21 protein-coding genes are annotated in these 23672 nt (G+C 70.6%); 16 read left to right on the forward strand and 5 right to left on the reverse strand.

Going from position 1 to position 23672, the window contains the following annotated elements:
- Positions 1-56: 56 nt before the first annotated feature.
- From hemB to H0B56_RS03585, 11 genes are all read left to right on the forward strand, one after another.
- Positions 57-1028, forward strand: a complete 972-nt coding sequence (gene hemB / locus H0B56_RS03535) for a porphobilinogen synthase (RefSeq protein WP_180891448.1) — start codon at positions 57-59, stop codon at positions 1026-1028.
- Between the two features lie 16 nt (positions 1029-1044).
- Positions 1045-1590 carry a hypothetical protein gene (locus H0B56_RS03540; protein WP_180891449.1) on the forward strand — a complete coding sequence of 182 codons (546 nt, stop codon included), beginning with the start codon at positions 1045-1047 and terminating at the stop codon, positions 1588-1590.
- Complete coding sequence (locus H0B56_RS03545) at positions 1572-2081, forward strand: DUF3093 family protein (RefSeq protein WP_246360788.1); 510 nt, start codon at positions 1572-1574, stop codon at positions 2079-2081. The genes H0B56_RS03540 and H0B56_RS03545 overlap by 19 nt, the downstream gene beginning before the upstream one ends.
- 26 nt (positions 2082-2107) lie before the next feature.
- Positions 2108-2431: a hypothetical protein gene (locus H0B56_RS03550; protein ID WP_180891450.1), complete on the forward strand. Its 324-nt coding sequence runs from the start codon at positions 2108-2110 to the stop codon at positions 2429-2431.
- 120 nt (positions 2432-2551) lie between these two features.
- On the forward strand, positions 2552-3847 hold the full coding sequence (gene hemL / locus H0B56_RS03555; protein ID WP_425484491.1) for a glutamate-1-semialdehyde 2,1-aminomutase: 1296 nt from the start codon (positions 2552-2554) through the stop codon (positions 3845-3847).
- Positions 3844-4494: a histidine phosphatase family protein gene (locus H0B56_RS03560; protein WP_180891452.1), complete on the forward strand. Its 651-nt coding sequence runs from the start codon at positions 3844-3846 to the stop codon at positions 4492-4494. Before hemL ends, H0B56_RS03560 begins: the two co-directional genes overlap by 4 nt.
- Positions 4491-5072, forward strand: coding sequence for a TlpA family protein disulfide reductase (locus H0B56_RS03565; protein ID WP_180891453.1), 582 nt, complete (start codon positions 4491-4493; stop codon positions 5070-5072). Before H0B56_RS03560 ends, H0B56_RS03565 begins: the two co-directional genes overlap by 4 nt.
- Positions 5073-5118: 46 nt before the next feature.
- Positions 5119-5892 (forward strand): cytochrome c biogenesis protein CcdA, encoded by a 774-nt coding sequence (locus tag H0B56_RS03570; RefSeq protein ID WP_180891454.1) that lies wholly within the window; start codon positions 5119-5121, stop codon positions 5890-5892.
- Entirely contained in the window at positions 5889-7535 is a 1647-nt protein-coding gene (resB, locus tag H0B56_RS03575; protein WP_180891455.1) for a cytochrome c biogenesis protein ResB, read from the forward strand. Before H0B56_RS03570 ends, resB begins: the two co-directional genes overlap by 4 nt.
- The gene (gene ccsB, locus H0B56_RS03580; protein WP_180891456.1) at positions 7535-8554 is read left to right on the forward strand and encodes a c-type cytochrome biogenesis protein CcsB; all 1020 of its coding nucleotides are present in this window, start codon (positions 7535-7537) and stop codon (positions 8552-8554) included. The genes resB and ccsB overlap by 1 nt, the downstream gene beginning before the upstream one ends.
- A 304-nt stretch (positions 8555-8858) precedes the next feature.
- Positions 8859-10226 (forward strand): nucleotide-binding protein, encoded by a 1368-nt coding sequence (locus tag H0B56_RS03585; RefSeq protein WP_180891457.1) that lies wholly within the window; start codon positions 8859-8861, stop codon positions 10224-10226.
- A 138-nt stretch (positions 10227-10364) separates the two neighbouring features.
- Here the strand turns inward: H0B56_RS03585 and H0B56_RS03590 are convergent, their stop codons facing one another.
- Positions 10365-10556 (reverse strand): hypothetical protein, encoded by a 192-nt coding sequence (locus H0B56_RS03590; RefSeq protein ID WP_180891458.1) that lies wholly within the window; start codon positions 10554-10556, stop codon positions 10365-10367.
- A 98-nt stretch (positions 10557-10654) separates the two neighbouring features.
- Complete coding sequence (locus tag H0B56_RS03595; RefSeq protein WP_089302259.1) at positions 10655-10861, reverse strand: BldC family transcriptional regulator; 207 nt, start codon at positions 10859-10861, stop codon at positions 10655-10657.
- 408 nt (positions 10862-11269) lie between these two features.
- On the opposite strand from H0B56_RS03595, the gene H0B56_RS03600 reads away from it, so the two are divergent.
- The 3 genes from H0B56_RS03600 to cds1 are packed head-to-tail and all read left to right on the forward strand — an operon-like array spanning position 11270 to position 13386.
- On the forward strand, positions 11270-11743 hold the full coding sequence (locus H0B56_RS03600; protein WP_180891459.1) for an Lrp/AsnC ligand binding domain-containing protein: 474 nt from the start codon (positions 11270-11272) through the stop codon (positions 11741-11743).
- 23 nt (positions 11744-11766) lie between these two features.
- Positions 11767-12282: a DUF4229 domain-containing protein gene (locus H0B56_RS03605; RefSeq protein ID WP_180891460.1), complete on the forward strand. Its 516-nt coding sequence runs from the start codon at positions 11767-11769 to the stop codon at positions 12280-12282.
- 9 nt (positions 12283-12291) lie between these two features.
- Positions 12292-13386 (forward strand): L-cysteine desulfhydrase Cds1, encoded by a 1095-nt coding sequence (cds1, locus tag H0B56_RS03610; RefSeq protein WP_180891461.1) that lies wholly within the window; start codon positions 12292-12294, stop codon positions 13384-13386.
- 40 nt (positions 13387-13426) lie between these two features.
- On the opposite strand, the gene H0B56_RS03615 is transcribed toward cds1, so the two are convergent.
- From H0B56_RS03615 to H0B56_RS03625, 3 genes are all read right to left on the reverse strand, one after another.
- Positions 13427-14299: a 1,4-dihydroxy-2-naphthoate polyprenyltransferase gene (locus H0B56_RS03615; RefSeq protein ID WP_180891462.1), complete on the reverse strand. Its 873-nt coding sequence runs from the start codon at positions 14297-14299 to the stop codon at positions 13427-13429.
- A gap of 61 nt (positions 14300-14360) precedes the next feature.
- Positions 14361-19898, reverse strand: a complete 5538-nt coding sequence (locus H0B56_RS03620; protein WP_180891463.1) for an ATP-binding protein — start codon at positions 19896-19898, stop codon at positions 14361-14363.
- Between the two features lie 228 nt (positions 19899-20126).
- A complete protein-coding gene (locus H0B56_RS03625) occupies positions 20127-21380 on the reverse strand; it encodes an AMP-binding protein (RefSeq protein ID WP_180891464.1) in 1254 nt (417 codons plus the stop codon).
- 130 nt (positions 21381-21510) lie between these two features.
- Between H0B56_RS03625 and H0B56_RS03630 the strand changes: the two genes are divergently transcribed.
- Both H0B56_RS03630 and glmS read left to right on the forward strand, forming a co-directional pair.
- Complete coding sequence (locus tag H0B56_RS03630; RefSeq protein WP_180891465.1) at positions 21511-21789, forward strand: hypothetical protein; 279 nt, start codon at positions 21511-21513, stop codon at positions 21787-21789.
- Between the two features lie 39 nt (positions 21790-21828).
- On the forward strand, positions 21829-23655 hold the full coding sequence (glmS, locus tag H0B56_RS03635) for a glutamine--fructose-6-phosphate transaminase (isomerizing) (protein ID WP_180891466.1): 1827 nt from the start codon (positions 21829-21831) through the stop codon (positions 23653-23655).
- Positions 23656-23672 lie beyond the last annotated feature (17 nt).

Here is a 23672-nt window from a genome sequence, read left to right on the forward strand (position 1 = left end):
GGACGGCGGTGGGGGGCTGTGGTGCCCGCCACCGCCGTCCGAGTACCGTCAGTGGCGTGTTTCCCGAGCACCGACCACGCCGGTTGCGCGGTACGCCCGCGCTCCGCCGCCTTGTCAGTGAGACCACGTTGCGGCCACGGCACCTCGTGCTGCCGATGTTCGTCGCCGAAGGCAACACCGAGCCACACCCGATCTCGAGCATGCCCGGAGTCGTGCAGCACACGAGGGACTCGTTGCGCAAGGCAGCCGTGGCGGCTGTGCAGGCCGGTGTCGGGGGGCTGATGCTCTTCGGTGTCCCCCGCGTACACGACGCGCGCGGGTCCGGCGCGACGGATCCCGACGGCGTACTCAACTCCGCGCTGCGCGACGTGCGCGCGGAGGTCGGCGACGACACGGTCCTGATGGCCGACACCTGCCTCGACGAGTTCACCGATCACGGGCACTGCGGTGTTCTCGACGCGTCGGGCAATGTGGACAACGACGCCACGCTGAGCAGGTACGCGGAGATGGCCGTTGCCCAGGCCGACGCGGGCGCGCACGTGCTCGGCCCGAGCGGCATGATGGACGGCCAGGTGGGCGCCATCCGGCAGGCGCTGGACGAGGCGCGCCGCACCGACGTCGGCATCCTGGCCTACTCGGCCAAGTACGCGAGCGCCTTCTACGGCCCGTTCCGGGAGGCCGTCGACTCGCAGCTGTCCGGCGACCGCAAGACCTACCAGCAGGACCCGGGAAACGCGCGAGAGGCGCTGCGCGAGATCGAACTGGACATCGCCGAGGGCGCCGACGCGGTGATGATCAAGCCGGCGATGTCGTACCTCGACGTGCTCTCCGACGCGGCGGAGCAGTCCAGTGTGCCGGTCGCGGCGTACCAGGTCTCCGGTGAGTACGCGATGATCGAGGCCGCCGTGGCCAATGGCTGGCTGGAGCGTGAGCGTACCGTCCTGGAGTCGCTGACCGCGCTGCGGCGTGCGGGCGCGGACATGGTGCTGACGTACTGGGCGGCCGACGCCGCCCGCTGGCTCGACTGACCCCGGGAGCGGCGCCGTGTCGGAACAGGACGAACCCGAGAACGAGTCGGAGCGCGAGGCCGCGGGCCTGTCACCCCGTTCGGGTGCGCGACGTACCCCGGAGGGCGGCCCGCCGGTGCAGGTGCGGCTGTCGTTCTGGATCTGGGTGGTCGCCTCGGCCGGGCTGATCGTCGGTTTCCTGCTGCTGCCCGCGCGGCAGGACGCCATCGTCGCCGAGCTCGTCGAGGCCGACCCCGGCGGGGTCAGCGCGGAGGACATCGCCGCGGGGATACCCACCGTGCTGTGGATGTTCGCGATGGCAGGGGTGGCGTTCGGGGTGCTGTCGCTGCTCTTCGCGTACAAGATGCGGGAGGGGACCCGCTCGGCGCGGTCGGTGCTCATCGCGCTGACCCTGGTGATGGTCGCGTTCCACATCCTCCCCCTCGACCCGTTCGTCAACGCCGTCACCACGCTCGCGGTCGTGCTGGCCTGCGTGGCGATCGTGCTGACCTTCCTGCCGGGCGCCGGGGACTACTTCCCGAAGCTGCCGCGGACGGTCCGGCGATGGCGGGACACACCATGAGCGAGGGGGCGCCGGGGGCGGCCGACCGCAGCGGGACGGTCCTCTACGAGGAGATCGGCGCGACCTGGTGGCCGCTGGTGTGGGCGCCGGGCCTCGCGGTCGCGGGGATGGGTTTCGACCTGCTGCTCGGCCTGCGCCCCCACGTCATGGGATGGACGCTCGCAGGCGCGGTCCTGATGCTGTTCACCGCGCTGTGGGTGTACGCGCGACGCCGCTTCCTCCAGGTGCGGCTGACCGCCGCCGAGCTGTGCCAGGCGGACGAGCGCGTGCCCGTGGACCGGATCGACCGGGTCGAGGCAGGCGCCGACGCGGACAGCGGTGAGCGTCCCAGCCTCGCGCCGGCGGGTACCCGGGTACTCGGCGGTGGTATGACGCCGCCACGCAAGTACGAGGAGCTGTTGCTCCGCCTCGACGACGGCACGCTCGTGCTGGCCTGGGCAAGGGACGCCGCGCGGCTGGAGTCCGCGCTGCGTAGCGTCCTGTCCCGGTGAGCATCCCGGTTGAGTAGGGTGAGTACGTGGGCGATACGGCAACGCAGCGAGTGGATACCCGGGTGGCTCCGGGCCGGAGCGGTCCCGTCGGGGTGCACCGGCCGCGACGCGCGCTGGTCGCCGTGCTGGAGGTGCTGCTCGCCGCGGGACTGCTGTGGGCGGCGTGGGCTGCCTGGTCACAGGGCGTGGCGGTGATGGAGGCCGCACCGATCACCGGCGCGGACGGCACCGTCACCCGCTACCACGGAAACTGGAGCGGGTTCGCTGTCGCGTTGGCGACCGGGACCGCGCTGTTCGTGCTCGACGCCGTGCGGCAGGTCATGCTCGCTGTCGGCTCGCGGCGCAACTAGGTCGAGTCTGTCGATCCCGGTTACCTGCCGCGCGGGGCGGCGTGGCGGCTGACGGCGTTCTCGCGGACCTGACCCCTGCTCGTTCACGACAGGCCACGTGCCAGACTGGCTGCTGTGAGTGTGCGGATCCAGCAGTCGCAGGAATTGTTCGAGCGAGCGACCTCGGTCATCCCCGGTGGTGTCAACTCGCCGGTGCGGGCGTTCAGCTCGGTCGGTGGGACACCACGCTTCATGGTCTCCGGCGAGGGCGCGTACCTGTCCGACGAGGACGGCAACCGCTACGTCGACCTGGTCTCGTCCTGGGGGCCGATGATCCTGGGGCATTCCCATCCGGCTGTCGTCGAGGCCGTCCGGTCCGCGGCCGGCTCGGGGCTGTCCTTCGGCACGCCCGTGCGGGGCGAGGTGGACCTGGCGGCTGAGATCATCAGGCGGGTCGATCCGGTCGAGCAGGTACGGCTGGTCAACTCCGGCACCGAGGCGACGATGACCGCGATCCGGCTCGCGCGGGCGTTCACCGGCCGCGACAAGATCGTCAAGTTCGCGGGCTGCTATCACGGTCACGTGGACGCGCTGCTCGTGCAGGCGGGCTCCGGGGTGGCGACGCTCGGCCTGCCGACCTCGCCGGGGGTCAGCGACGCGCAGGCGGCCGACACCATCGTGCTGCCCTACAACGACATCGAGGCCGTGCGTGCCTGCTTCGCCGAGCATGCCGGCCGGATCGCCGCGGTGATCACCGAGGCCGCCGCTGGCAACATGGGTGCGGTCGCTCCGGTGCCCGGGTTCAACGCCGAGCTGCGTCGGCTGACGGCAGAGGACGGCGCCCTGCTGATCATGGACGAGGTCATGACCGGGTTCCGGGTGTCGGCGGCGGGCTGGTACGGCCTCGACCAGGTGGCAGGAGATCTGTACACCTTCGGCAAGGTCATGTCGGGAGGCCTGCCTGCCGCGGCGTTCGGCGGCCGGGCCGACGTGCTCGCCATGCTCGCGCCGAGCGGCTCGGTGTATCAGGCGGGCACGCTTGCCGGCAACCCGGTGGCCGCCGCGGCCGGGTTGGCGACACTGCGGGCTGCGGACGAGGCGACATACCACGTGCTGGACGCCAACGCGCAGCGGCTGGGCACGATGCTGACGGAGGCGCTGTCGGCGGCAGGGGTCGCCCACACCATCGGGCAGGCAGGGAACCTGGTGTCGGTGTTCTTCAGCGAGGAGCCGGTGCGCGACTACGAGGGAGCTCGCAAGGCCGAGTCGTTCCGCTACCGGCCGTTCTTCCATGCCCTGCTCGAACAGGGCGTGTTCGCGCCACCGAGCGCGTTCGAGGCGTGGTTCGTCAACACCGCGATGGACGACAACGCGTTCGAGGCCATCGAAGCGGCATTGCCCGCGGCGGCGCGGGCCGCGGCGGAAGCGACGGCATGAGCCGCCCCGGTTCGGCCAGCGCGCGTACCGTCGTGCATCTCGTGCGGCACGGCGAGGTGTACAACCCGGAGGGCATCCTCTACGGCAGGATGCCGGGCTACCTGCTGTCCGAGCGCGGCGTGAAGCAGGCGGTCACGGTGGCCGAGACGCTCGCGCGGCACGACATCGTGCACGTGGTCTCGTCGCCGCTGGAACGCGCGCAGCAGACGGCGGAGCCGATCGCCGACGCGCATCGCCTGGAGATCGGCACCGACGAGCGGCTGATCGAGTCGGACAACCGGTTCGAGGGGTACCGGGTGTCCGTCGGCAACGGCGTGCTGCGGGAGCCACGGCACTGGTGGAAGCTGCGCGACCCGTTCACGCCGTCCTGGGGTGAGCCCTACACCGACATCGCACGGCGCATGCTGGCCGCGGTGTACTCCGCTCGCGCGGAGGCCGAGGGAAGTGAGGCGGTGTGCGTGTCGCACCAGCTGCCGATCTGGACCCTCCGGCGGTTCCTGGAGATGCGCAGGCTGTGGCACGACCCGCGGAACCGGCAGTGCTCACTCGCGTCGGTGACGAGCCTGGTTTTCCGTGGTGAGATGCTCGGTGAGGTCGTGTACAGCGAACCGGTGGGGCGTACCGACCCGACGGTGACCGGCGCATGACCCGGTGGACGGCGTACGTGGCGCTGGCAGCGGCGGCGCTGCTGGCCGTCACCGGGTGCGAGGCAGGCGCAGGCGACGCCGCGGGCGGCGAGTTCAGCTTCGTCGCCCCGGGCGGGGACACGGACATCCGGTACCCGGTCGAGGAACGGCAGGAGATGCCGCCCGTGGCCGGGGAGGACCTGTTCGACGAGGACGAGGAGATCTCCACGGAGGACTTCGCTGGCGAGGTCGTCGTCATCAACATCTGGGGCCAGTGGTGCGGCCCGTGCCGCAGGGAGGCCCCTGTGATGCAGCGGATCCACGAGGAGTTCGCCGACGAGGGAGTTCAGGTCCTGGGTATCGACGTGCGCGATCCGTCGCGGCAGGCCGCGCAGGACTTCATGGCCGACCGCGGGCTGGACTACCCCTCGATCTACGACCCGCCGGGCAAGTCGCTACTGGCGCTGTCCGGTTACCCGCGCAACATCGTGCCGTCCACCATCATCGTGGACCGCGAGCAGCGTGTCGCGGCCGTGTTCCTGCGGGAGCTGCTGTACGAGGATCTGCGTCCCGAGGTGGAGCGCCTGGCGGCCGAGTAGTGCCCCGGGGGAGTTGAGACGCACGCCACTGCCTACGCTGGGTTGCGTGGACGGCGTGACTGAGCTGGCGATCTCGGGGCCTTTGCTGTTCGCGGCCGCCGTCGCGCTACTCGCCGGGCTCGTGTCGTTCGCATCCCCGTGCATCGTCCCCCTTGTGCCCGGTTACCTCGCGTACATGTCCGCGATGGTCGGCGCGGACGCTCCCGCCGTCTCGGAACACGAGGATCGGGGCGCGGGCCGGTACCGGGTCGTAGTCGCCTCGGTCCTGTTCGTGCTCGGGTTCACCGCGGTGTTCGCCGCCGGGATCGGCGGAGTGGTGTGGCTCGCCGATGCGCTGCTGATCAATCAGGGGCTGCTGGAACGCGTCGGCGGGGTGCTCACGATCGCGATGGCGCTGGTGTTCCTCGGCCTGGTGCCGTTCATGCAACGGGAGGTGCGGGTACACGCCGTCCCGCGCGCGGGCATGGTCTCCGCGCCGATGCTGGGTGGGGTCTTCGCGCTGGGCTGGACTCCGTGTGTCGGGCCAACGCTGGCGGGGGTCCTGGCCATCGCCAGCTCGACGGGGGAGACGGCGGCCAGGGGTTTCCTGCTCGTCGTGGTGTACTGCCTCGGCCTCGGCCTGCCGTTCGTACTGATCGCGTTCGGGACCCGCTGGGCGATGCGGGCAACGGACTGGTTGCGCAGGAACAGCCGCCGCGTGCAGGTCTTCGGCGGAGTGCTGATGCTCGGGGTGGGGATCATGCTCGTGTCCGGTCTCTGGGGATGGCTCATGGCGTGGATGCGTGACGCGTTCATCACCGACGTGGTGCTGCCCATATGACCACTGGAGGTGACGGCGGTCCCGCAGCGCGGGAGCGGACCTACCGCGACACCCCGGTGCGGCGGATGCTGGCGTTCGCGCGCAACACCTGGCGTGGCCTGACGTCGATGCGGGTCGCGCTGATCCTGCTCTTCCTGCTCGCGCTCGCCGCCTTCCCCGGCGCCGTGCTGCCGCAGCGGATGGTCGACGACTCGGCCGTGTCCCGCTACATCGATGACTACGGCTGGTGGGGCAGGCTGCTCGACCGGCTGCAGTTCTTCGACGTCTACGGCAGCGTGTGGTTCTCCGCGATCTACCTGCTGCTACTGGTGTCCCTCGTGGGGTGCCTTGTGCCGCGCAGCGCCGAGTACGTCAGGTCGATGCGCGCCAAACCCGTCCTGACGCCACGCAACCTGGCGCGGATGCCGCATCACCGCGCGGGTGAGCTGCGCGCGGACCCGGACTCGGTGATCGCCAGGGCGCACGACAGGCTGGCGAGGTGGCGCCGCGTCGAACGCACCGAGCAGGACGGCGCGCGCACCATCAGCGCGGAGCGCGGTTACCTGCGGGAGACCGGCAACCTGGTGTTCCACTTCGCGTTGCTCGGATTGATCATCGCCTTCGCCGTCGGGCACATGTACAAGTACGAGGGCCAGGTGATCGTGCACGCCGACGGCTCGGAGTTCTGCAACTCGGGGATCTACGCCTTCGACACCTTCAACGCGGGGCTGAACGTCGACGGGACCGGGTTGACGCCGTTCTGTGTGCGGGTGAACGACTTCGAGGCCGACTACCTGCCGAACGGCCAGCCGGACAACTACCGCGCCGACATCGAGTACCAGTCCGGCGACGACCTGCGGGACGGCACCTGGCGGCCGTACGACCTGCAGGTCAATCACCCGCTGCGCACCGAAGGTGACCGGGTCTACCTGCTCGGCCACGGGTTCGCGCCCGAGTTCACGGTGACCTTCCCGGACGGGCAGCAGCGCACGAAGGCCACCCAGTGGCGCCCGAACGACCAGGTCACCCTCCTGTCCGACGGGGCGACCAAGTTCGACCCGCCCGGGGTGACCGACGCGGCGGAGCGTCGCTCCAGCCAGATCGCGATCACCGGCCTGTTCGCGCCGACGGCGCACTTCAACGGCAAGATCCTCACCTCGTCCGCTCCCGATCTCGAAGATCCGGCCGTCGCCGTCGACGTGATGCGTGGTGACCTCGGCATCGACTCCGGCTACGGGCAGTCCATCTTCGAGATCGACGAGAAGATGGTCGAGCAGGACAGGCTGGAACGGGTCGCGAGGGAGAACCTCCGGGTCGGTGAGGAGATCGAGCTCGACGACGGCACCCGCATCTCGTTCGACGGGGTCCAGCGGTGGGCCTCGCTGCAGGTCTCGCACGATCCCACGCAGGGCTGGGTGCTCGCCTTCGCGATCGTGATGCTGGTCGGGCTGGCTGCCTCGCTGATCGTCAAGCGCCGCAGGTTGTGGATCCGGGTGAGCCCGTCCGGTGACGGCGGCGCGGGTAGCCTCGTGCACGTCGGTGGCCTGGCGAGAACCGACCAGGCCGGGTACGGCGAGGAGTTCACCCGGCTGGCCGCGGACCTGCTCGAGGATACGGGCGGCGAGCGGGACGCCCGGAACGGTTCGGAAAGGAATCGCAGCTGATGCCGGTCAACGCAACGCTGTCGCAGCTGTCCGACTGGTCGTACGGCTCGGCGGCGGCCATCTACCTGCTGGCCATGATCCTGTTCCTCGTCGAGCAGGCGTTCGGCAGGAAGGGGCGGGAGGCGGCCGAGCGTGCCGGAGCGGGCCGGGACGGGTCGGCCGTGGCGGCGGCCGGCGGCGGGGAGCCTCCGGAGGGCCCGGCGAGTACGACGGCGAGTACGGCTGCGACTATGGCTGCGAGCGCCGCCGAAAGCCGCCGCAGGGGGCGGGCCGAGCGGTTCGGCAGCATGGGTGTGGCGGTCATGGTGCTCGGCATGTTGCTGCACCTGGCCGCGCTGGTGTTCCGTGGCTGGTCAACGGGCCGCGCGCCGTGGGGGAACATGTACGAGTTCCTCATGGTGCTGTGCTTCGCGGCGGTCGTGACCTGGCTTGTCGTGATCAGCAGGCATGCCGTGCGGCACCTGTCGGTGTTCGTGCTGCTGCCCGTCGTCCTCCTGCTGTTCCTCGGCGGCACGCTGCTGTACAGCACGGCGGTCCCGGTCCAGCCCGCGTTGCAGTCCTACTGGCTGGTCATTCACGTCTCCACCGTCGCGGCCGCGTCCGGAGTCTTCCTGGTGCCCGGTGTGGCCAGCGTGCTGTACCTGTTCCACTCGGCGCACCAGCGCGACCCGGCCCGGTTCGCCTCCCTGGTGCGGCGGTTGCCGTCGAAGGAGCAGCTCGACCGGGTGGCCTACCGAGTCACGGTCTTCGCGTTCCCGGTGTTCACCTTCGGCGTGATCGCGGGGGCGATCTGGGCGGAGTCGGCCTGGGGCCGATTCTGGGGGTGGGACCCCAAGGAGACGGTCGCGTTCATTACCTGGGTGATCTACGCCGCGTACCTGCACGCGCGCGCGACGGCCGGCTGGCGCGGGGACCGTGCCGCGATGATCAACATAGCGGGCTTCGCGGTCGTGGTGTTCAACCTGTTCTTCATCAACCTCGTCGTGGCAGGCCTGCACTCGTACGCCCAGGTGGACTAACGGCCGGTCCGGCAGGGGCGAGCCGAAGGGCCTCTTCGGTGCATATGTGGTACCCGAGGAGTCATTCGGCTCGCGCCAGCCGTCCGGTGGGCGGGGACGGCCACTCTGCGCGGGGTGGCCTGGTGCGACTACCGTCGGGGTGGGTGCGGCGACCACGTGTCGTCGGCATCGCGGACGTTGCGCACGGGGCGGGCAAGGCCCCACAGGCGAACCCCAGCGGTGGGCCCAGCGGTGAGCCCAGCGGCAGGAACCCAGCGCGCACGGCGAATGGCCCGACCGGGGCCGGACAGGGAGGACCACACGAGTGAGCGAGCCGGACAACGAGGCAACGACTCGACAGCCCTCGCACGTCGACGGCCTGGAGTCAGCGGAGGAGCGCACGGACTCGCATCCGCACCCGCCCGTGGATGAGCAGCAACAGGCGCAGGCGGGGTGGACACCGGCGGATCCGGCGACTCAGCAGGACCTGCCGCCCGTCGTGCCTCCGGGAGACCCCGCGCACACTGCGGGAGCCGGCAACGCGCAGGGTGACCAGCGTGGCCGGTTGCCGTACGACCAGAACCAGCAGCCGTTCCCCCCACTCGGTCCGCCGCAGCCGCCCTGGCAGCAGGCCCAACAGCAGGCCCAACAGCAGGCCCAGCAACAAGCCCAGCAGCAGTACGCCGCCGGGCAGCCGCATCCAGGGGCGCAGCCGCGGTCGGCGCACCCGGTGGACGATATGCGACGCCCGCGCCGGGGTCGGCATTCCGCCGCGGGGCCGGATGAGCTGGCCTCGGCCCAGCTGATCAAACCGGTGAAGCGTCACCCGCAGAGTGGCTGGCGCAAGGCCGTCTACGTGGCGAGCGGGCATCTCATCAACCCGGGTGAGAGCCCCGCCGACCGTCGGCGCAGGGAGCTCATCGCGCGGGTCAACCAACCGCTGCGCGGCTGCTTCAAGATCGCCATGCTCAGCCTCAAGGGCGGTGTCGGTAAGACGACGACCACGACCACCCTCGGGTCGACCTTCGCGTCGCTGCGCGGGGACAGAGTGGTGGCCATCGACGCCAACCCGGACCGGGGCACGCTGTCGCAGAAGATCCCCATGGAGACGACGGCGACGGTGCGGCACCTGCTCCGGGACGCCGACCGGATCCACCGCTACAGCGACATACGTGCCTACACGTCCCAGGGCTCGAGCAGGTTGGAGATCCTGGCGAGTGAGCAGGACCCCGCGGTGTCCGAGGCGTTCTCGGAGCAGGACTACCGCCGTGCGGTCGACCTGCTCGAGCACTTCTACAACATCGTGCTCACCGACTGCGGCACCGGGCTGATGCACTCGGCGATGAAGGGCGTCCTCGATGTCGCGGACGCACTCGTGCTGGTCTCATCGGGTTCGGTCGACGGTGCGCGCAGCGCCTCGGCGACGCTGGACTGGTTGGACGCGCACGGGTACGGCGGCCTGGTGCAGCGTTCGGTCGTGGTGATCAACTCGGTGAGGCCGAAGATGAGCTCGGTCGACCTGGACAAGCTCGAGGCGCATTTCGGGGCACGTACACGCGCCGTGTGCCGGATCCCGTTCGACGCGCATCTGGAGGAAGGTGCCGAGATCGAGCTGGACCAGCTCCAGGAGGGGACGCGGCTCAAGCTGCTCGAACTCGGCGCGACGGTTGCCGACGGCTTTACCAGTCCTTGACGACCCGCACCGGGAATCAGCGCCGGGACCGGGTTGCCGGGAGCGGTCACGGGCCGCGTGGCCCGGGAAAACTCCCCGAGAAAACTCACAGCCCCCTCGGTTTCCCGAGGGGGCGTGGGGCACTTCTGTCCGGGACGGCTAGTTTTGCTCGTCGTCGCGCCGCTTCCTGCGCTGTTCCTCGCTGAGCTTGCGAAGGAAGTCCGGGTCATCGTCCGGAGCGACGGGCGCTGCCTTGCGTGTCGGCGTGGTGTCGTCGCGTTCGGAGCTCAACACCCGCCACAAGAGCACCGCGATAGTGATTACGCCGATCGCTGCGAGCAGGTAGTGCATGCTCGCTCCTTCCCGCTGTGCCGCGTTGGTGTCCTCTACCCCGAGGGTAGCCGCATTCGTGGCGGGGGAGAGCGGAACCGGGGCATTAATGCCGAAATTTACTCGACCGCCTCCGATGTCAACTTGGCGAGAAGCTCGTTGACCTCGGCTTCCCGGAAACGGCGATGCCCGCCAGGCGTGCGGATGGAGCCGATCCTGCCTGAGGCCGCCCACCTGGTCACGGTTTTCGGGTCGACGCGGAACAGTTCTGCGACTTCGCCGGGCGTGAGCAGACGGCCCCCCGACTGAGGCACGGTCGCGGTCATGGTCTGACCTCCTTATCGCGATCAGTGCGATACCCGCCGCCAATCGTGCAGGTATACCCTATCTTGGCAGCACTGGCTGCTTGATGCCACAAGCGTCGCATCTCGCCTGGCGGGTACTCGAACGGTTGGCTGAGAGTAAAGAGTAGGTAAGGGGATGAATCGGGCATCTCTACTGGCCGCCGACCCGGCGATCCGGCTGCGGAACACGCAACCGGCTCATGCGGTGACCGAGCTGAGACCGGTGCAGCCGGCCGGTCTCGCGCGGGTACGTTCGGTCCCGCGCGCCGCGCGCACCCCGAGAAGGTAACCTGCGGGCGAGACATCAGCACACCGGGAGTGCCCCACCCGCGTGTCCACCGGAGCTTCCCGGCGCGCGGCTGCGGCCCCCATCCTGTTCGATGAGGCACTGTGGACGCGATAGATCGGAAGATCATTGCCGCCCTGCGGGACAACGGCAGGGCGACGTACGCCGAGCTGGGGCGTCATATCGGTCTCTCGGCGTCGTCGGTGCACGAGCGTGTCGCCAAGCTCGAGGCCGCCGGGGTCATCACCGGGTATCACGCCGTCGTCGACCCTCGGGCCGTGGGGCTGGACGTGACCGCGCTCGTCGGCGTGCAACCGTCCGACACCGCATCCGACGACGCGGTGGCCGATGCCCTTGCCGAACTGGAAGAGGTGGAGAGCTGCTACGCGGTGGCCGGAGACGACGCCTTCGTGGTGAAGGTACGCGTGCCGACCATGGATGACCTGGAGCTCGCGCTGGGACGGTTGCGCCGCATTCCCGGTGTCTCGCGCACGCACACCACCGTCGTGCTGTCCACCCGGTTCGAGGGGCGCCCGAACAACACCGCGCTGGCGGGCGGCGGCACGAACGTCACGTGACCGTGGAGCGTAGCGTGGGCACCGTGAACGAGTGGCGTACCGGGCGACCCGGTGGCGACTTCGCCGTCGACCTGACGTTGTACCTGCTTGCCAGGCTCGGGCTCGTGGCAGCAGGCACCATCGTGCTTGTACTCGTCAACGTTCCGCTGCTCGTGGCGATCGCGATCGCCCTGGTGCTCTCGCTGCCGCTGGGCCTGTTGTTCCTGCGCGGGCTGAACGCGCGCGTCACCGCCGGTCTGGCCGAGCGTGGTGAACGGCGGAAGGCGGAGCGTGCGCGACTGCGCGCGCAGCTGCGCGGGGAGTTGCCGGAGGAGGCGGGCCCGGTCGCCGGCACGGCCGCTGCCTCCGGGGACGGCGTGACGGCCACCACCGATGCCGGGGTCGAGGGCGACGAGGCCACCGGTGCCGGTGGCGGAGATCGCGGTGCCGAGGACTCGCAGGGGGACTCGCGGGGTGACGCGCCGGGAGACTCACCGGGCGAAGCCGCTGGAGATGCCGCTGGGGACGGGTCGGGCCGGTCGCGGCCCGAGTCGGCATAATCGCCCGCCATGGGCCAGCACTCGACTCGTGACTGGGTGGCTGAGGCGATCCGCATCATCGACGCCGACGCCAACCGCAGCGCCGACACGCACCTGCACATGTTCCCGCTTCCCCAGCAATGGGGCATCGATCTCTACCTCAAGGACGAGTCGGTACACCCGACCGGGTCCCTCAAGCACCGGCTCGCGCGTTCGCTGCTGCTCTACGGGCTGGTCAGCGGGCGGATCGGCCCGCGAACGGTGTTGATCGAGGCATCGAGCGGGTCCACGGCCGTGTCGGAGGCGTACTTCGCGCGCATGCTGGGGCTCGAGTTCGTCACCGTCGTCCCTCGCTCGACGAGCAAGGAGAAGATCGAGCTCATCGAGTTCTACGGGGGACGGTGCCACTACGTGGACACCGCGCCGGAGATGTACAGCGAGGCGGAGCGGCTCGCCATGGAGTGCGGGGGCCACTACCTCGACCAGTTCACCTACGCCGAGCGGGCCACGGACTGGCGGGGTAACAACAACATCGCCGAGTCGATCTTCATGCAGATGCGTGAGGAGCGTTACCCGGTACCGAGTGCCGTGGTCGTGGGCGCGGGGACCGGTGGGACCAGCGCGACCATCGGCAGGTACGTGCGCTACCGCAGGCACCCCACGAGGATCGTCGTTGTCGACCCGGAGAACTCCGCGTTCTGCCACGCGTGGGAGACGGGGGCGATGGACTACACGACGGGGATGCCGTCCCGGATCGAGGGGATCGGGCGGCCGAGGGTTGAGCCGTCGTTCCTGCCCGAGGTGATCGACGAGATGATCCGGGTCCCGGACGCCGGGTCACTGGCTGCCATGCGGTTGCTGCTGCAGTACACCGGCCACCGGGCGGGCGGATCCACGGGCACCAACCTGTACGGCGCCTTCCAGGTGATCGCGCGCATGGTGCAGCGGGGGGAGACCGGCAGTGTGGTGACCCTGGTCTGCGACGGCGGCGAACGCTACACGCACACCTACTACGACGACAGCTGGGTGGCCGCGCAGGGCCTTGACCTGCAACCGCATCGCGCCGCGCTCGACGACTTCCTCGTCACCGGCCGCTTCGCCCCTCCGGGAGAGAGCCCGATGTGACGTCGGGCTCCCTGGATGGAACCAACGTCACCTTCGGCTCCTAGCCGAACGCCAGCGCGGTCGCGGTGACAGCCGCCCACAGCAGCATCGCCAGGCCGGTGTCGCGCAGCACGGGAACGAGCGCGTGACCGGTGTGCCTGCCGAGCACCGTCCGTAGCGGCGCGATGAGCAGCAGTGCGGACACCACGGCGAAGGTGGCTGGTGGATGCCACGTCCCGACGAGCAGGCTCGCGACGAACGGCAGCACCAGCAGAGCCACGTACAGCCTGCGCGTCCCCGCGTCGCCCAGCCGTACGGCGAGGGTCCGCTTGCCGACCGCGGAGTCGCTCCGGATGTCCCGGAGGTTGTTGGCCAGCAGCACCGCAGCCGATAACGCGCCGATAGCGACCGCGCACGCCACCGCGGTCGGGCTCACGGTGCCTGCCTGGACGTACATCGTGCCGAGCACGGCGACGAGCCCGAAGAACACGAACACGGCGGGCTCACCGAAGCCCGCGTAGCCGTACGGCTTGGCGCTGCCGGTGTAGAACCACGCACCGGCGACGCAGGCCGCCCCGACCGCGAACAGCCACAAGTGGCCGCTGAGCACGACGAGCGTGGCACCGACGATGCAGGCGACAACCAGGCTGCTCAGCGCGGTCGCGCGGACCGACGTGGGGGCCGCGAGCCCGGTGGCGACCAGCCGCACCGGCCCGACCCTGCGGTCATCGGTACCGCGGATGCCGTCGGAGTAGTCGTTGGCGAAGTTCACACCGATGATCAGGGCGAGCGCGACGATCAGGGCGAGCGCCGCGTACGCCGGGGACGCGTCCCCGGCGTACGCCGCCGCCCCGGTGCCGGCGAGCACCGGGGCGATGGCGTTCGGCAGCGTGCGGGGGCGTGCCCCTTCGATCCATTCCGCGATGGTGGCCATGGGGGCATTTTTTCCCACCGTACGCGCGCGGCCGACAGGACCCCGCCCGCCCGGGCGGCGCTCACCCGCCCAGGCCGCGCTCCAGCGCCGCGACGATCCGCGGTCGCAGCTCGTCCGGCTGGATGATCGCGTCCACCGAGCCCACGTCGACCGCCCGCCGGATGTTGTGCACGCGGTCGAACTCCGTGGCCACCTCGCCGAGCTTCTCCGCGCGCACCGAGGAACGAACCTCGTCCAGCTCGGTGGTCAGCGCGGCACGCTGCGGCCCGGACGCGTTCGCGATCCGCTGCTCCAGCTCGCGGACCCGCTCGTCGGCCGCGGTGCGAGCGTTGACGTCACCGGCGAACACCACAGCAGCGGCAGGTGCTCCCCCGATCACGGACGCGAACGAGCCGTCCACGGCGAGCACGGTCATGTTCGGGTTGAGCGCCTTGGAGAACACCACGAATGCGCCGCCGTGGTACCGCGAGACGACGCAGAACACGATCGGGCCGTCGAAGTTCACGATCGCCCGGCCGATCTCGGCGCCGTACTCCAGCTGCAGCTTGCGCAGCGACTCCGGGGAGCCGTCGAACCCGGACAGGTTCGCCAGCACCACGAGCGGCCGGTTCCCGCTAGCCGCGTTGATCGCCCGCGCGACCTTCTTCGACGAGCGGGGGAACAGCGTGCCCGCGGTGTAGGTGTCGGGGCCGTCGGTCGGCGGGAACCCGCGACGCGGAACGGACCGCGACTCCATGCCGATCAGGCACACCGGGATCCCCGCGAGGTGGGCGTCGGCGACCACGGAGGTCTCCGCGTCGGCCATGCCCGCCCAGCGCTCCAGCATCTCGTGGTCGGCGTCGGCGAGGGCGCGCATCACCGTGCGGATGTCGAACGCCTTCTTGCGGTCGGGGTTGGTCTCCGCGGAGAAGATCTCCCCGACCCGCGTGAAGTCGCTGCCCTCGCACTCGTGCGGGGAGGACGATACGTCCCTGTCGACGGGGTCCTCGGTCCGTGCCCGGCGCGGTGCGGACTCGCCCGGCGCGACGTAGCTGTGCTCGTAGTGCCGCATCAGCACCTCGCGTGCCCCCGCGAGGTCCCGGGCCCAGTACTGGGCCTGGCCGTTCGGGCCCATCACCCGGTCGTAGCCGCCGATGCCGAAGTTGTCCTCGGCCGAGACCCCTCCGGAGAAGTCCAGCGACTGCTTGCCTGTGAGCACCATCGCCGAGTCGGGCGTCATCACGAGGATTCCCTTGGTGTGCATGAGCATGGTGGCCTCGGCGTTCCAGTACGGCTGGGCGCCGACGTTGATCCCGGCCACCACGATATTGATCTCGCGACCACCCTGCGTGAACTCCACGATCCGCTTGATCACGGCCGCGATCCAGTCCATGTTCTCCGTACCGGAGTCCATGGAGATCTTCGCGCCCGCGGAGACGGCGAACCATTCCACCGGCAGCCGCATACGCTCGGCCAGATCGAGAGCCGCGATCACCCGGGAGCATTCGGGCTCGGCCAGCGCGCCGAGCGCCTTGGTCGGGTCGCCGAGCAGCGCCACCCTGCGCACGCCCTCCGGGTAACGCTCCGTCGGGGTGCTCACCACCCCGGTCACGATCGCCGAGGTGTTCTGCCCCTTGGGCCGGTCCACGGGCACCAGCTCGCCGCCCGCATCGAGGTCGTACTCGGTGAAGGTCCCCTCGGAGCCTGCGAGCGTGTCGACCAGCTCGTAGGGGTAGACGGTGCCGCGCCTGCGTGCCCGCAGCACCTTCTGGTCGTAGTCGTCCAGCGGCTTGATCGGCTCGACGTCCGGCTCGGTCACGTCCAGCCGGACCCCGGACCCGGGCTCGTACGAGACCCGTACGGCGGCGTCGTGCAGCTCGCCGGTCGTGTGGTCGCGCTGCCGTCCGAGGAACATCACTTCCTCGATGCCCGCCCCCGCGGTGCTGGGCACGGCCCGCTGCGCGATCGAGTTGATCTCCTGAGCGGTCAGCTCGCTCGGCGGCCAAGCGTAGATGAGGATCCGGTTGGTGTCGAGCCTGCCCTTGGCCGGGCGCTGCGCCTGCACCTTCCGGATCGCATCGACACAGGCAGCGAGGGTGCCCTCCACCGCAGGCAGCGCGGCCACCCGGCCGTTCGTGTCGCGCAGCGGGGTCAGGTCGCGTACCTGGGCCATCGCCACCAGCCGTTCGTCGGAGGGATTGCTCGGCGCCACGCAGGAGAACAGGTAGACGTCCTCGTCGGCCGAAGGCAGGCGGGTGACGTCGAAGTTGCGTAGCCGCTGCAGCTCGAGCCGCTGCGCGATGAGCGGGTGGATACCGCGGATCAGGCGCTCCTCGGCCAGCCCGGTCGCGGCGGGGCGGAACGTGAAGTGGTGATGCATCGCGTCGCCGCTGCGCCCGGCAACGGAGGTCGTCACCCTGCGTACCTTCGCCAGAAGCGGGATCTCGCTGAGCACCCCCCGCAGCGCGGCGGCCTTGGCGTCGGCTCCGTCCGGCTGGTCGTCCCAACGCAGGTAGATGTCGACGACCAGGCCTGCCAGGTCGGCCTGCCCGGCCAGTTCGGCTACGGCGCGAGCCGCGTCGCCCAGCTCGGCGACGTCGGCTGCCGTGCTGATCAGGCGTAGCCGGTGACCATCGAGGTCGTACTCGGCGGAAACCAGCGCGCGCCCGCCGACCCGCTCGCAGCGGACGTTCTCCAGCCCCCTTGTGCGGTAGTAGCGGCGCACGAGAACCTCCAGCAGCGGCCCCAGGTCGGTGCCCGGCCGGGTGATGCGCTGCCCGAGCAACCGCACAAGCGGCTCGGGGCTGGCGACCATCTCGGAGATCCGCTCCTCGCGGTCCGGTGCGTCCGGGTGCTCGTCGAGGTACCGCAGGTGCTTGCGCACGCCCGCGTACACCTCGGCCCGGCCGCGCCGCAGCATCGGCTGGGCGAACCACCGGAAGACGACACCGCGGGCCAGGTCGCCGACGGTCGGGAAGCGCAGCTGGGTGGCGGTGACCAGCCGCTCCAGCGCCTCGCCTGCGAGGTCGCGCAGCGAGTTGCCCGGCGGGGCCTCCTCGATCCAGCGCTGCAGCAGCGCTGTCACCACAGCCACACCCGAGGTGACCTGTTGCTGGGCGAGGAAGATGCGGAACACCGCTTCCTCGAGCGCGTCGGTACGTTCGAAGTCGGCGACCCCGTAGTGGGCCAGCGCCCTGCCCAGCTTGGCCTGGAACGCCTCGGACAACCCGGCCCGCTCGACGTCGAGGCTCTGCAGGTAGGTGTGGAAGTACTCGCGCGGGCTGTGTACCCGGGTGTCTGCCTGCTCCGCCTCCCCGGCAGGCTTGTTCCTGCTCAACTCGCACAGGTCGGTGAACACGCCGAGCAGCTCGACCTCGCCGCGCAGCGGGCGCTCGCCCGCGCGGGCCATCTCGTCCCGCGCGGTGAGGTAGTCGGCCAGGGTGCGGTGCTCGTCCACCGGGTCGACGTCGAAGCCGAGCAGCAGGCCGCGCAGCTCCTCGAGCCCGCGTGTCACCCGCTCCGCCGCGGCGACTTCGCCCGCGACCTCCGGCAAGCCGAGCTGCCCGGTGTCCTGGCCCGTCGCGGGGGTGTCGTCGGCGCCGTTCGTGTCGCCGATCGGCTCCAGACGCAGCACCGGTACGCCTGCCTCGACCTGGCTACCGACCGAGACGAGGCACTCGCGCAACCGCGCGGCGAACGGCGCGCGCAGCACCGTCTCCATCTTCATGCTCTCCAGCACGAGCACCGGCGCACCTGCTTCGACCTCGTCGCCCTCGGCGAGCGGGGTGGAGACGACCAGCGCCGGTGCGGGGGAGCGCAGCACGCCACCCTCGTCCCGGCTGATCCGGTGCGTGACGCCGTTGACCTCCACAAGATGAACCGGCCCGTGTGTGGCGGTCATGAGCCGGTAGGTGTGCCCGTTGACCGAGAACCTGGCCGCGGCGGACTCCTGCTCGCCCCGCCGCCCCGAGTCGAAACGCTCCAGCTGCGCGTCGACGGTGCGCGGGCCGGTCTCCGCGTCGTCCCGCCCGGCACCGAACGCGACACGGAAGCGGCGGGGACCGATCCGCGCGACCGTGATGCGGTGGTCGACGCCGCGTAGCCGGAGGTCGATGGCGCGCCCCACCTCGTGCTGGACCTGGGGCCTTCCGCCGTGCGCCGTGGTGAACAGCCGCTGGCGCTCGGCACGTTCCTCCTCCTGGTAGGCCTCGATCGCAGCGGCGGCCAGCGCGATCCCGGAATGGGTGTGCGTGACGAGCCGTCCCTCGGCGCGTACCCGGTCGATCCAACCGGTGTCGGCCGTGGCGCCGGTGACCTCGGGGGCGTCGAGCAGGTCGAGCAGGAAGCTCTTGTTCGTGACCCCACCTTCGATGATCACCGAGGTGCCGGACACCGCGCGGCGTAGCCTGGCCAGCGCCTCGTCCCGGGTGCGGCCGTAGGCGATGAGCTTGGCGATCATGGAGTCGAAATCGGCCGGGATGGTGTCCCCCTCGGCGACCCCGGTATCCACCCGGATACCGGGACCCGCGGGCAGGTCGAGCAGCGTGATCCTGCCAGGGGCCGGGGCGAACTCGCGGTCGGGGTCCTCGGCGTTGAGCCGGGCCTCGACGGCGTGGCCGGACTCGGCAGGCGGGTCTCCCTCGAGCCTGCCGCCCGCCGCGACGTGTAGCTGGGCCTTGACCAGGTCGACTCCCGTGGTGGCTTCCGTGATGGGGTGCTCGACCTGCAGTCGCGTGTTGACCTCGAGGAACGCGAGCTGCTTCTCGTCCGGGTCGTACAGGAACTCCACGGTGGCGGCACCGCGATAGCCCGCGGCAACGATCAGCCGTTCGGCTGCCGCCTTGAGCTCGCCGACCTGCCCGGCGTCCAGCAGCGGGGACGAGGATTCCTCGATGATCTTCTGGTTGCGCCGCTGTATCGAGCAGTCACGCACCCCGAGTGCCCAGGCTGTCCCCTGACCGTCCGCGATGACCTGCACTTCCACGTGCCGACCGCCGGTGACCAGTGACTCGAGGAAGACCACCCCACTGCCGAACGCGCGCTGTGCCTCCGCCCTGGTGTTGTCGAAGGCCGCGGTCAGCTCCTGATCCGAGCGCACGACCCGGATGCCGCGCCCGCCGCCGCCCGCGCTCGCCTTGAGCATCAACGGGTAGCCGATCTCCGCGGCCACCCGCAGCGCGGAGTCGAGGTCGGTGAGGGAGCCACGGCTCCACGGGGCCACGGGAACGCCCGACTCCTCGGCGATGAGCTTCGCGCCGATCTTGTCACCGAGCGCGCGCATGGCATCGCCGCTCGGGCCGATGAAGGTGACACCGATGCGCTCGCAGAGTTCGGCGAACGCGGGGTCCTCGGCGACGAATCCCCAGCCGACCCAGGCCGCGTCGGCTCCGGTGTCCGACAGCGCGCGTTCCAGCACGGTGTGGTCGAGGTACGGCCGGTCCGCGGCCGCGCCGATGCAGTAGCCGACATCGGCCTCCCGCACGAATGTGGACGTGCGTTCGGCGTCGGTGTAGAGCGCGATGGTCTGCAGCGGCGGGCCCTGGGCTCCGAGTTCCCGGACCGCGTGGATGAGCCGCATCGCGGCCTCCCCCCGGTTGACGATCGCGATGCGCTGGAACACGAACTCAGACCTCCTGGAAACAGGCTCGGGGATGTCGGTGGTGGACGTTTCTCGCGCCGTGCGCAGACGTCCGACTACATACCAGCATGTCCGTTACCGGGTGGTACGGCGACAGCCGGTGCGGTTACGCGATTCCGTCAAACTTTGTCGGACGGCGACCTTGACAGGCTGTGCGCAGGGCGTACCCGTTGCGCGGCCGGGCGGCTCGGCAGGGGTGCTGGTGTGGCGTCACGCACGTCGCTGCCGGTCGGAGCCAGCCGGCCGCATGAGGGTGTCGCGCAGCGCGGCGCGGTCGACCTTTCCCGGTCCCAGTACCGGGAACGAGTCGAGCACGTGTGTGCGCTTGGGGACCGCGGCGCGACCGGCGGCCGCGCGGGCGAGCTCGGCCAGCGCATCGCTCGCGGGCGGTTCGGCGGGGTCGGTCGGGACGATCGCCGCCACGACGATCTCGCCCCACTCGGCATCGGGAATCCCGACCGCGCAGGCCTGGTCCACGCCGGGATGGTCGAGCAGGGCCCGTTCCACCAGTACCGGGGGCACCTTCACACCGCCGGTGTTGATGACGTCGTCGGCACGGCCGAGCACGTCCAGACGGCCGTCGGCGCGGAAACGGCCGAGGTCGCTCGTACGGAACCGGCCTCCCGAGAACGCGTCCGAGGTGGCGGTGGGGTCGGCGCGGTAACCGTGCGCGAGGACGTCGCCGGACAGCGCGATGCGTCCCGGAACCCCTCCGGTGCCGCGGGCGATGGCGCCCGTGTCCCCGTCGCTGCCCTCGCCTGCCCCGTCACCGCCGGGCTCCAGGTGAACGCCGACCCCGTCCAGCGGCGTTCCGTCGTAGACGCACCCGCCCGCGGTCTCGCTCATGCCGTACGCGCTGACGACGGTCAGGCCGGCGTCGGCGGCACGGCGGCGCAGGGGTGCGGGTGTGGCCGCGCCGCCCACGACGATCGCGTCGAAAGCCCTCGCGGCCTCGCGGGCCGCGCCGCCCGCGTCGAGGATCCGGGTGAGTTGCGTGGGTACCAGCGAGGTGTAGCGCGGCCCCGTGCCGCGCAGCACCGGTCGTGCGGTGGCGGCGAACTCGTCCGGCCGGAACCCGGCGCTGAGGTCGAGCACCGCGGGTCGCGTGCCTGCCAGAAGCGAGCGCACCAGCACCTGAAGGCCCCCGATGTAGTGCGCCGGGGTGGCAAGCAGCCACTGCCCGGGCCCGCCGAGCCGGGCGTGCGTGGCCCGTGCCGAGCTGGTCAGAGCGTGCGCGGACAGCAGCACACCCTTCGCGGGCCCGGTCGAGCCCGAGGTGGGCACGATGACCGCGGTCGCGTCCTCGACGGGTTCGCCGGGGCGCATGGCGGCACGGACCGATCCGGCCCGCGGGTCGTGCGCGTCCAGTGGGAGTACCGTTCCCGCGCCGGCGAGCGCACCGGCCAGCGCGTCGGCCAGCTCCCGCACCGACGCCTCGCTGCCATCGACCCAGACCTCCCGCACTCCACCATTGTGCGGGTGTGCCGAATGACGCCCTGAGTCCACCCGACGGACCGACAGCGTCATTCAGCCTCCTGCCCGATTCCGGGCAGGACATTTGGTTGTGGCGAGCCGCGGGTGGCAGGGTCCTGGTGTGCGCGCTACCGAACACGCACCACCGGCGGAGCTGGTCCGGTATGTGTCCGGCTCGACGGGCCTGGCACCCGATACGGCGGCGAGGGTCGTGGCTGATGTGGTCGCCTACTTCAGCGAGACGCCCGAGCAGTACGTCCGCCGCAGGCACACCGAGCTGCGGCGGCGCGGCTGGAACAACGAGCGGATCTGGGACGCGCTGGCCACCGAACTGGCGGGTAGGCCGTTCGGGGCAGGCGAGGTCAGCAGGCGCCAGCTCAGGCGGATGGTGTACGGCTGACCGCTCGGACGCGCCACTCGACCGGACGGGGAGGTAGGAATGTGCGGAATCGTGGGCTACGTCGGCGGCGAGCAGGCGACACCGATCCTGCTCGAGGGACTGCACCGGCTCGAGTACCGCGGGTACGACTCGGCGGGTCTGGCGGTGACGGACGGCGACACGCTGCACGTCACCAAGGCAGCGGTGCGCGTGGCGGAGCTGCGGGACCGTGTCGGCGAAGGCCACGCCGCCACGACCGGTATCGCGCACACCCGGTGGGCCACCCACGGCGAGCCGACCGACACCAATGCCCACCCGCACACCGACGCCGGCAGGCGGGTCGCCGTCGTGCACAACGGGATGATCGAGAACGCCGGTGAGCTGCGCACGGAGCTTCTCGCGGCAGGTGTGGCGCTGGCCTCCGACACCGACACCGAGGTGCTCGCCCACCTGATAGCCGGGCAGCTGGAGGGTGGCGCTCCGAGCCTCGAGGAGGCGGTGCGCAGGGTACTGACGCGCGTCGACGGCGCGTACGGCATCGCCGTCGTGGACGTGACCCGGCCGCGGGAGCTCGTGGTGGCCAAGGACGGCAGCCCCATCGTGCTCGGTATCGGTGACGGGGAGATGTTCGTGGCATCGGACCTCGCCGCGCTGGTCCGGCACACCCAGCGAGTCATCTACCTGGACGACGGTGAGCTGGCCACGATCAGCGCGGGTGACTACCGGACGAGCACGCTCGGCGCGAACCGGACCGCGAAGACCGCGACCACGGTCGACCTCACCGAAGAGGACTACCAGCTGGGTGGCTTCGCGAACTACATGCACAAGGAGATCCACGAGCAGCCGGAGGCCGTGCGCCGCGCGGTGCTCGGCCGGTTGGACGAACGGTTCAGCACGGCGCGTCTCGGTGGTCTGCACCTGGATGCCCGCGAGCTGCGTTCGATCCAGTCGGTGAAGGTCCTCGGCTGCGGTTCCGCCTACTACGCGGGTGAGATCGGCGCCAACCTGATCGAGGAATGGGCCCGGATCCCCGCCGATGCCGAGCCGGCTTCGGAGTTCCGCTACCGCAACCCGGTCATCGCCCCGGACGCGCTGTACATCGCGGTCAGCCAGTCCGGCGAGACCAAGGACACGCTGGCTGCCGTGCAGGAGCTCAAGCGCAAGGGCGGGCGCGTGATCGGAGTGGTCAACGCCCCGGGAAGCGCGATCGCGCGGGAGTGCGACAGCGGGGTCTTCCTGCATGCCGGCCCGGAGGTCTCGGTCGCGTCCACGAAGGCGGTGACGAACATGGCCGTGTGCTTCGCGATGCTCGGCCTGCTGCTCGGCCGGGTGCGGGACCTCTCCGTCTCGCGTGGCGGCGGGATCGTCTCCGCGCTGGACGCGTTGCCGCAACGGATCGGAGAGGTCCTCGCGCTGGAGGACCGGATCGCCGGCGTCGCCGAGCGGTTCAGCTGGGCCGTGCGGATGTTCTTCGTCGGCAGGGTCTGGTACTGGCCGGCGGCCAGGGAGGGCGCCCAGAAGCTGAAGGAGATCTCCTATATCCACGCGGAGGCCTACCAGGCCGCCGAGCTCAAGCACGGGCCGCTCGCGCTGATCGACGGCGGCATGCCCTCTGTCGTGCTGGTCGCCGATGACGAGCTGCTCGCCAAGAACATCTCGACGCTCGAGCAGATCAAGGCGCGCGGGGGGCCGGTGATCGCGGTGACCAGCGCCGACCTCCCGGACGGGCTCGCGGACGAGGTGATCCGGCTCCCGCGCAGCCATCCCGAGCTCGACCCGATCGTGTTCACGATCGCCTTGCAACTGTTCGCGTACCACCTCGCCGTGGGTCTGGGCAAGGAGATCGACAAACCCCGCAACCTGGCCAAGAGCGTGACGGTGGAGTAGCCGCTCCCGGCGGTTGG

The organism is Haloechinothrix aidingensis, assembly GCF_013450155.1.
Lineage (GTDB): Bacteria > Actinomycetota > Actinomycetes > Mycobacteriales > Pseudonocardiaceae > Haloechinothrix > Haloechinothrix aidingensis.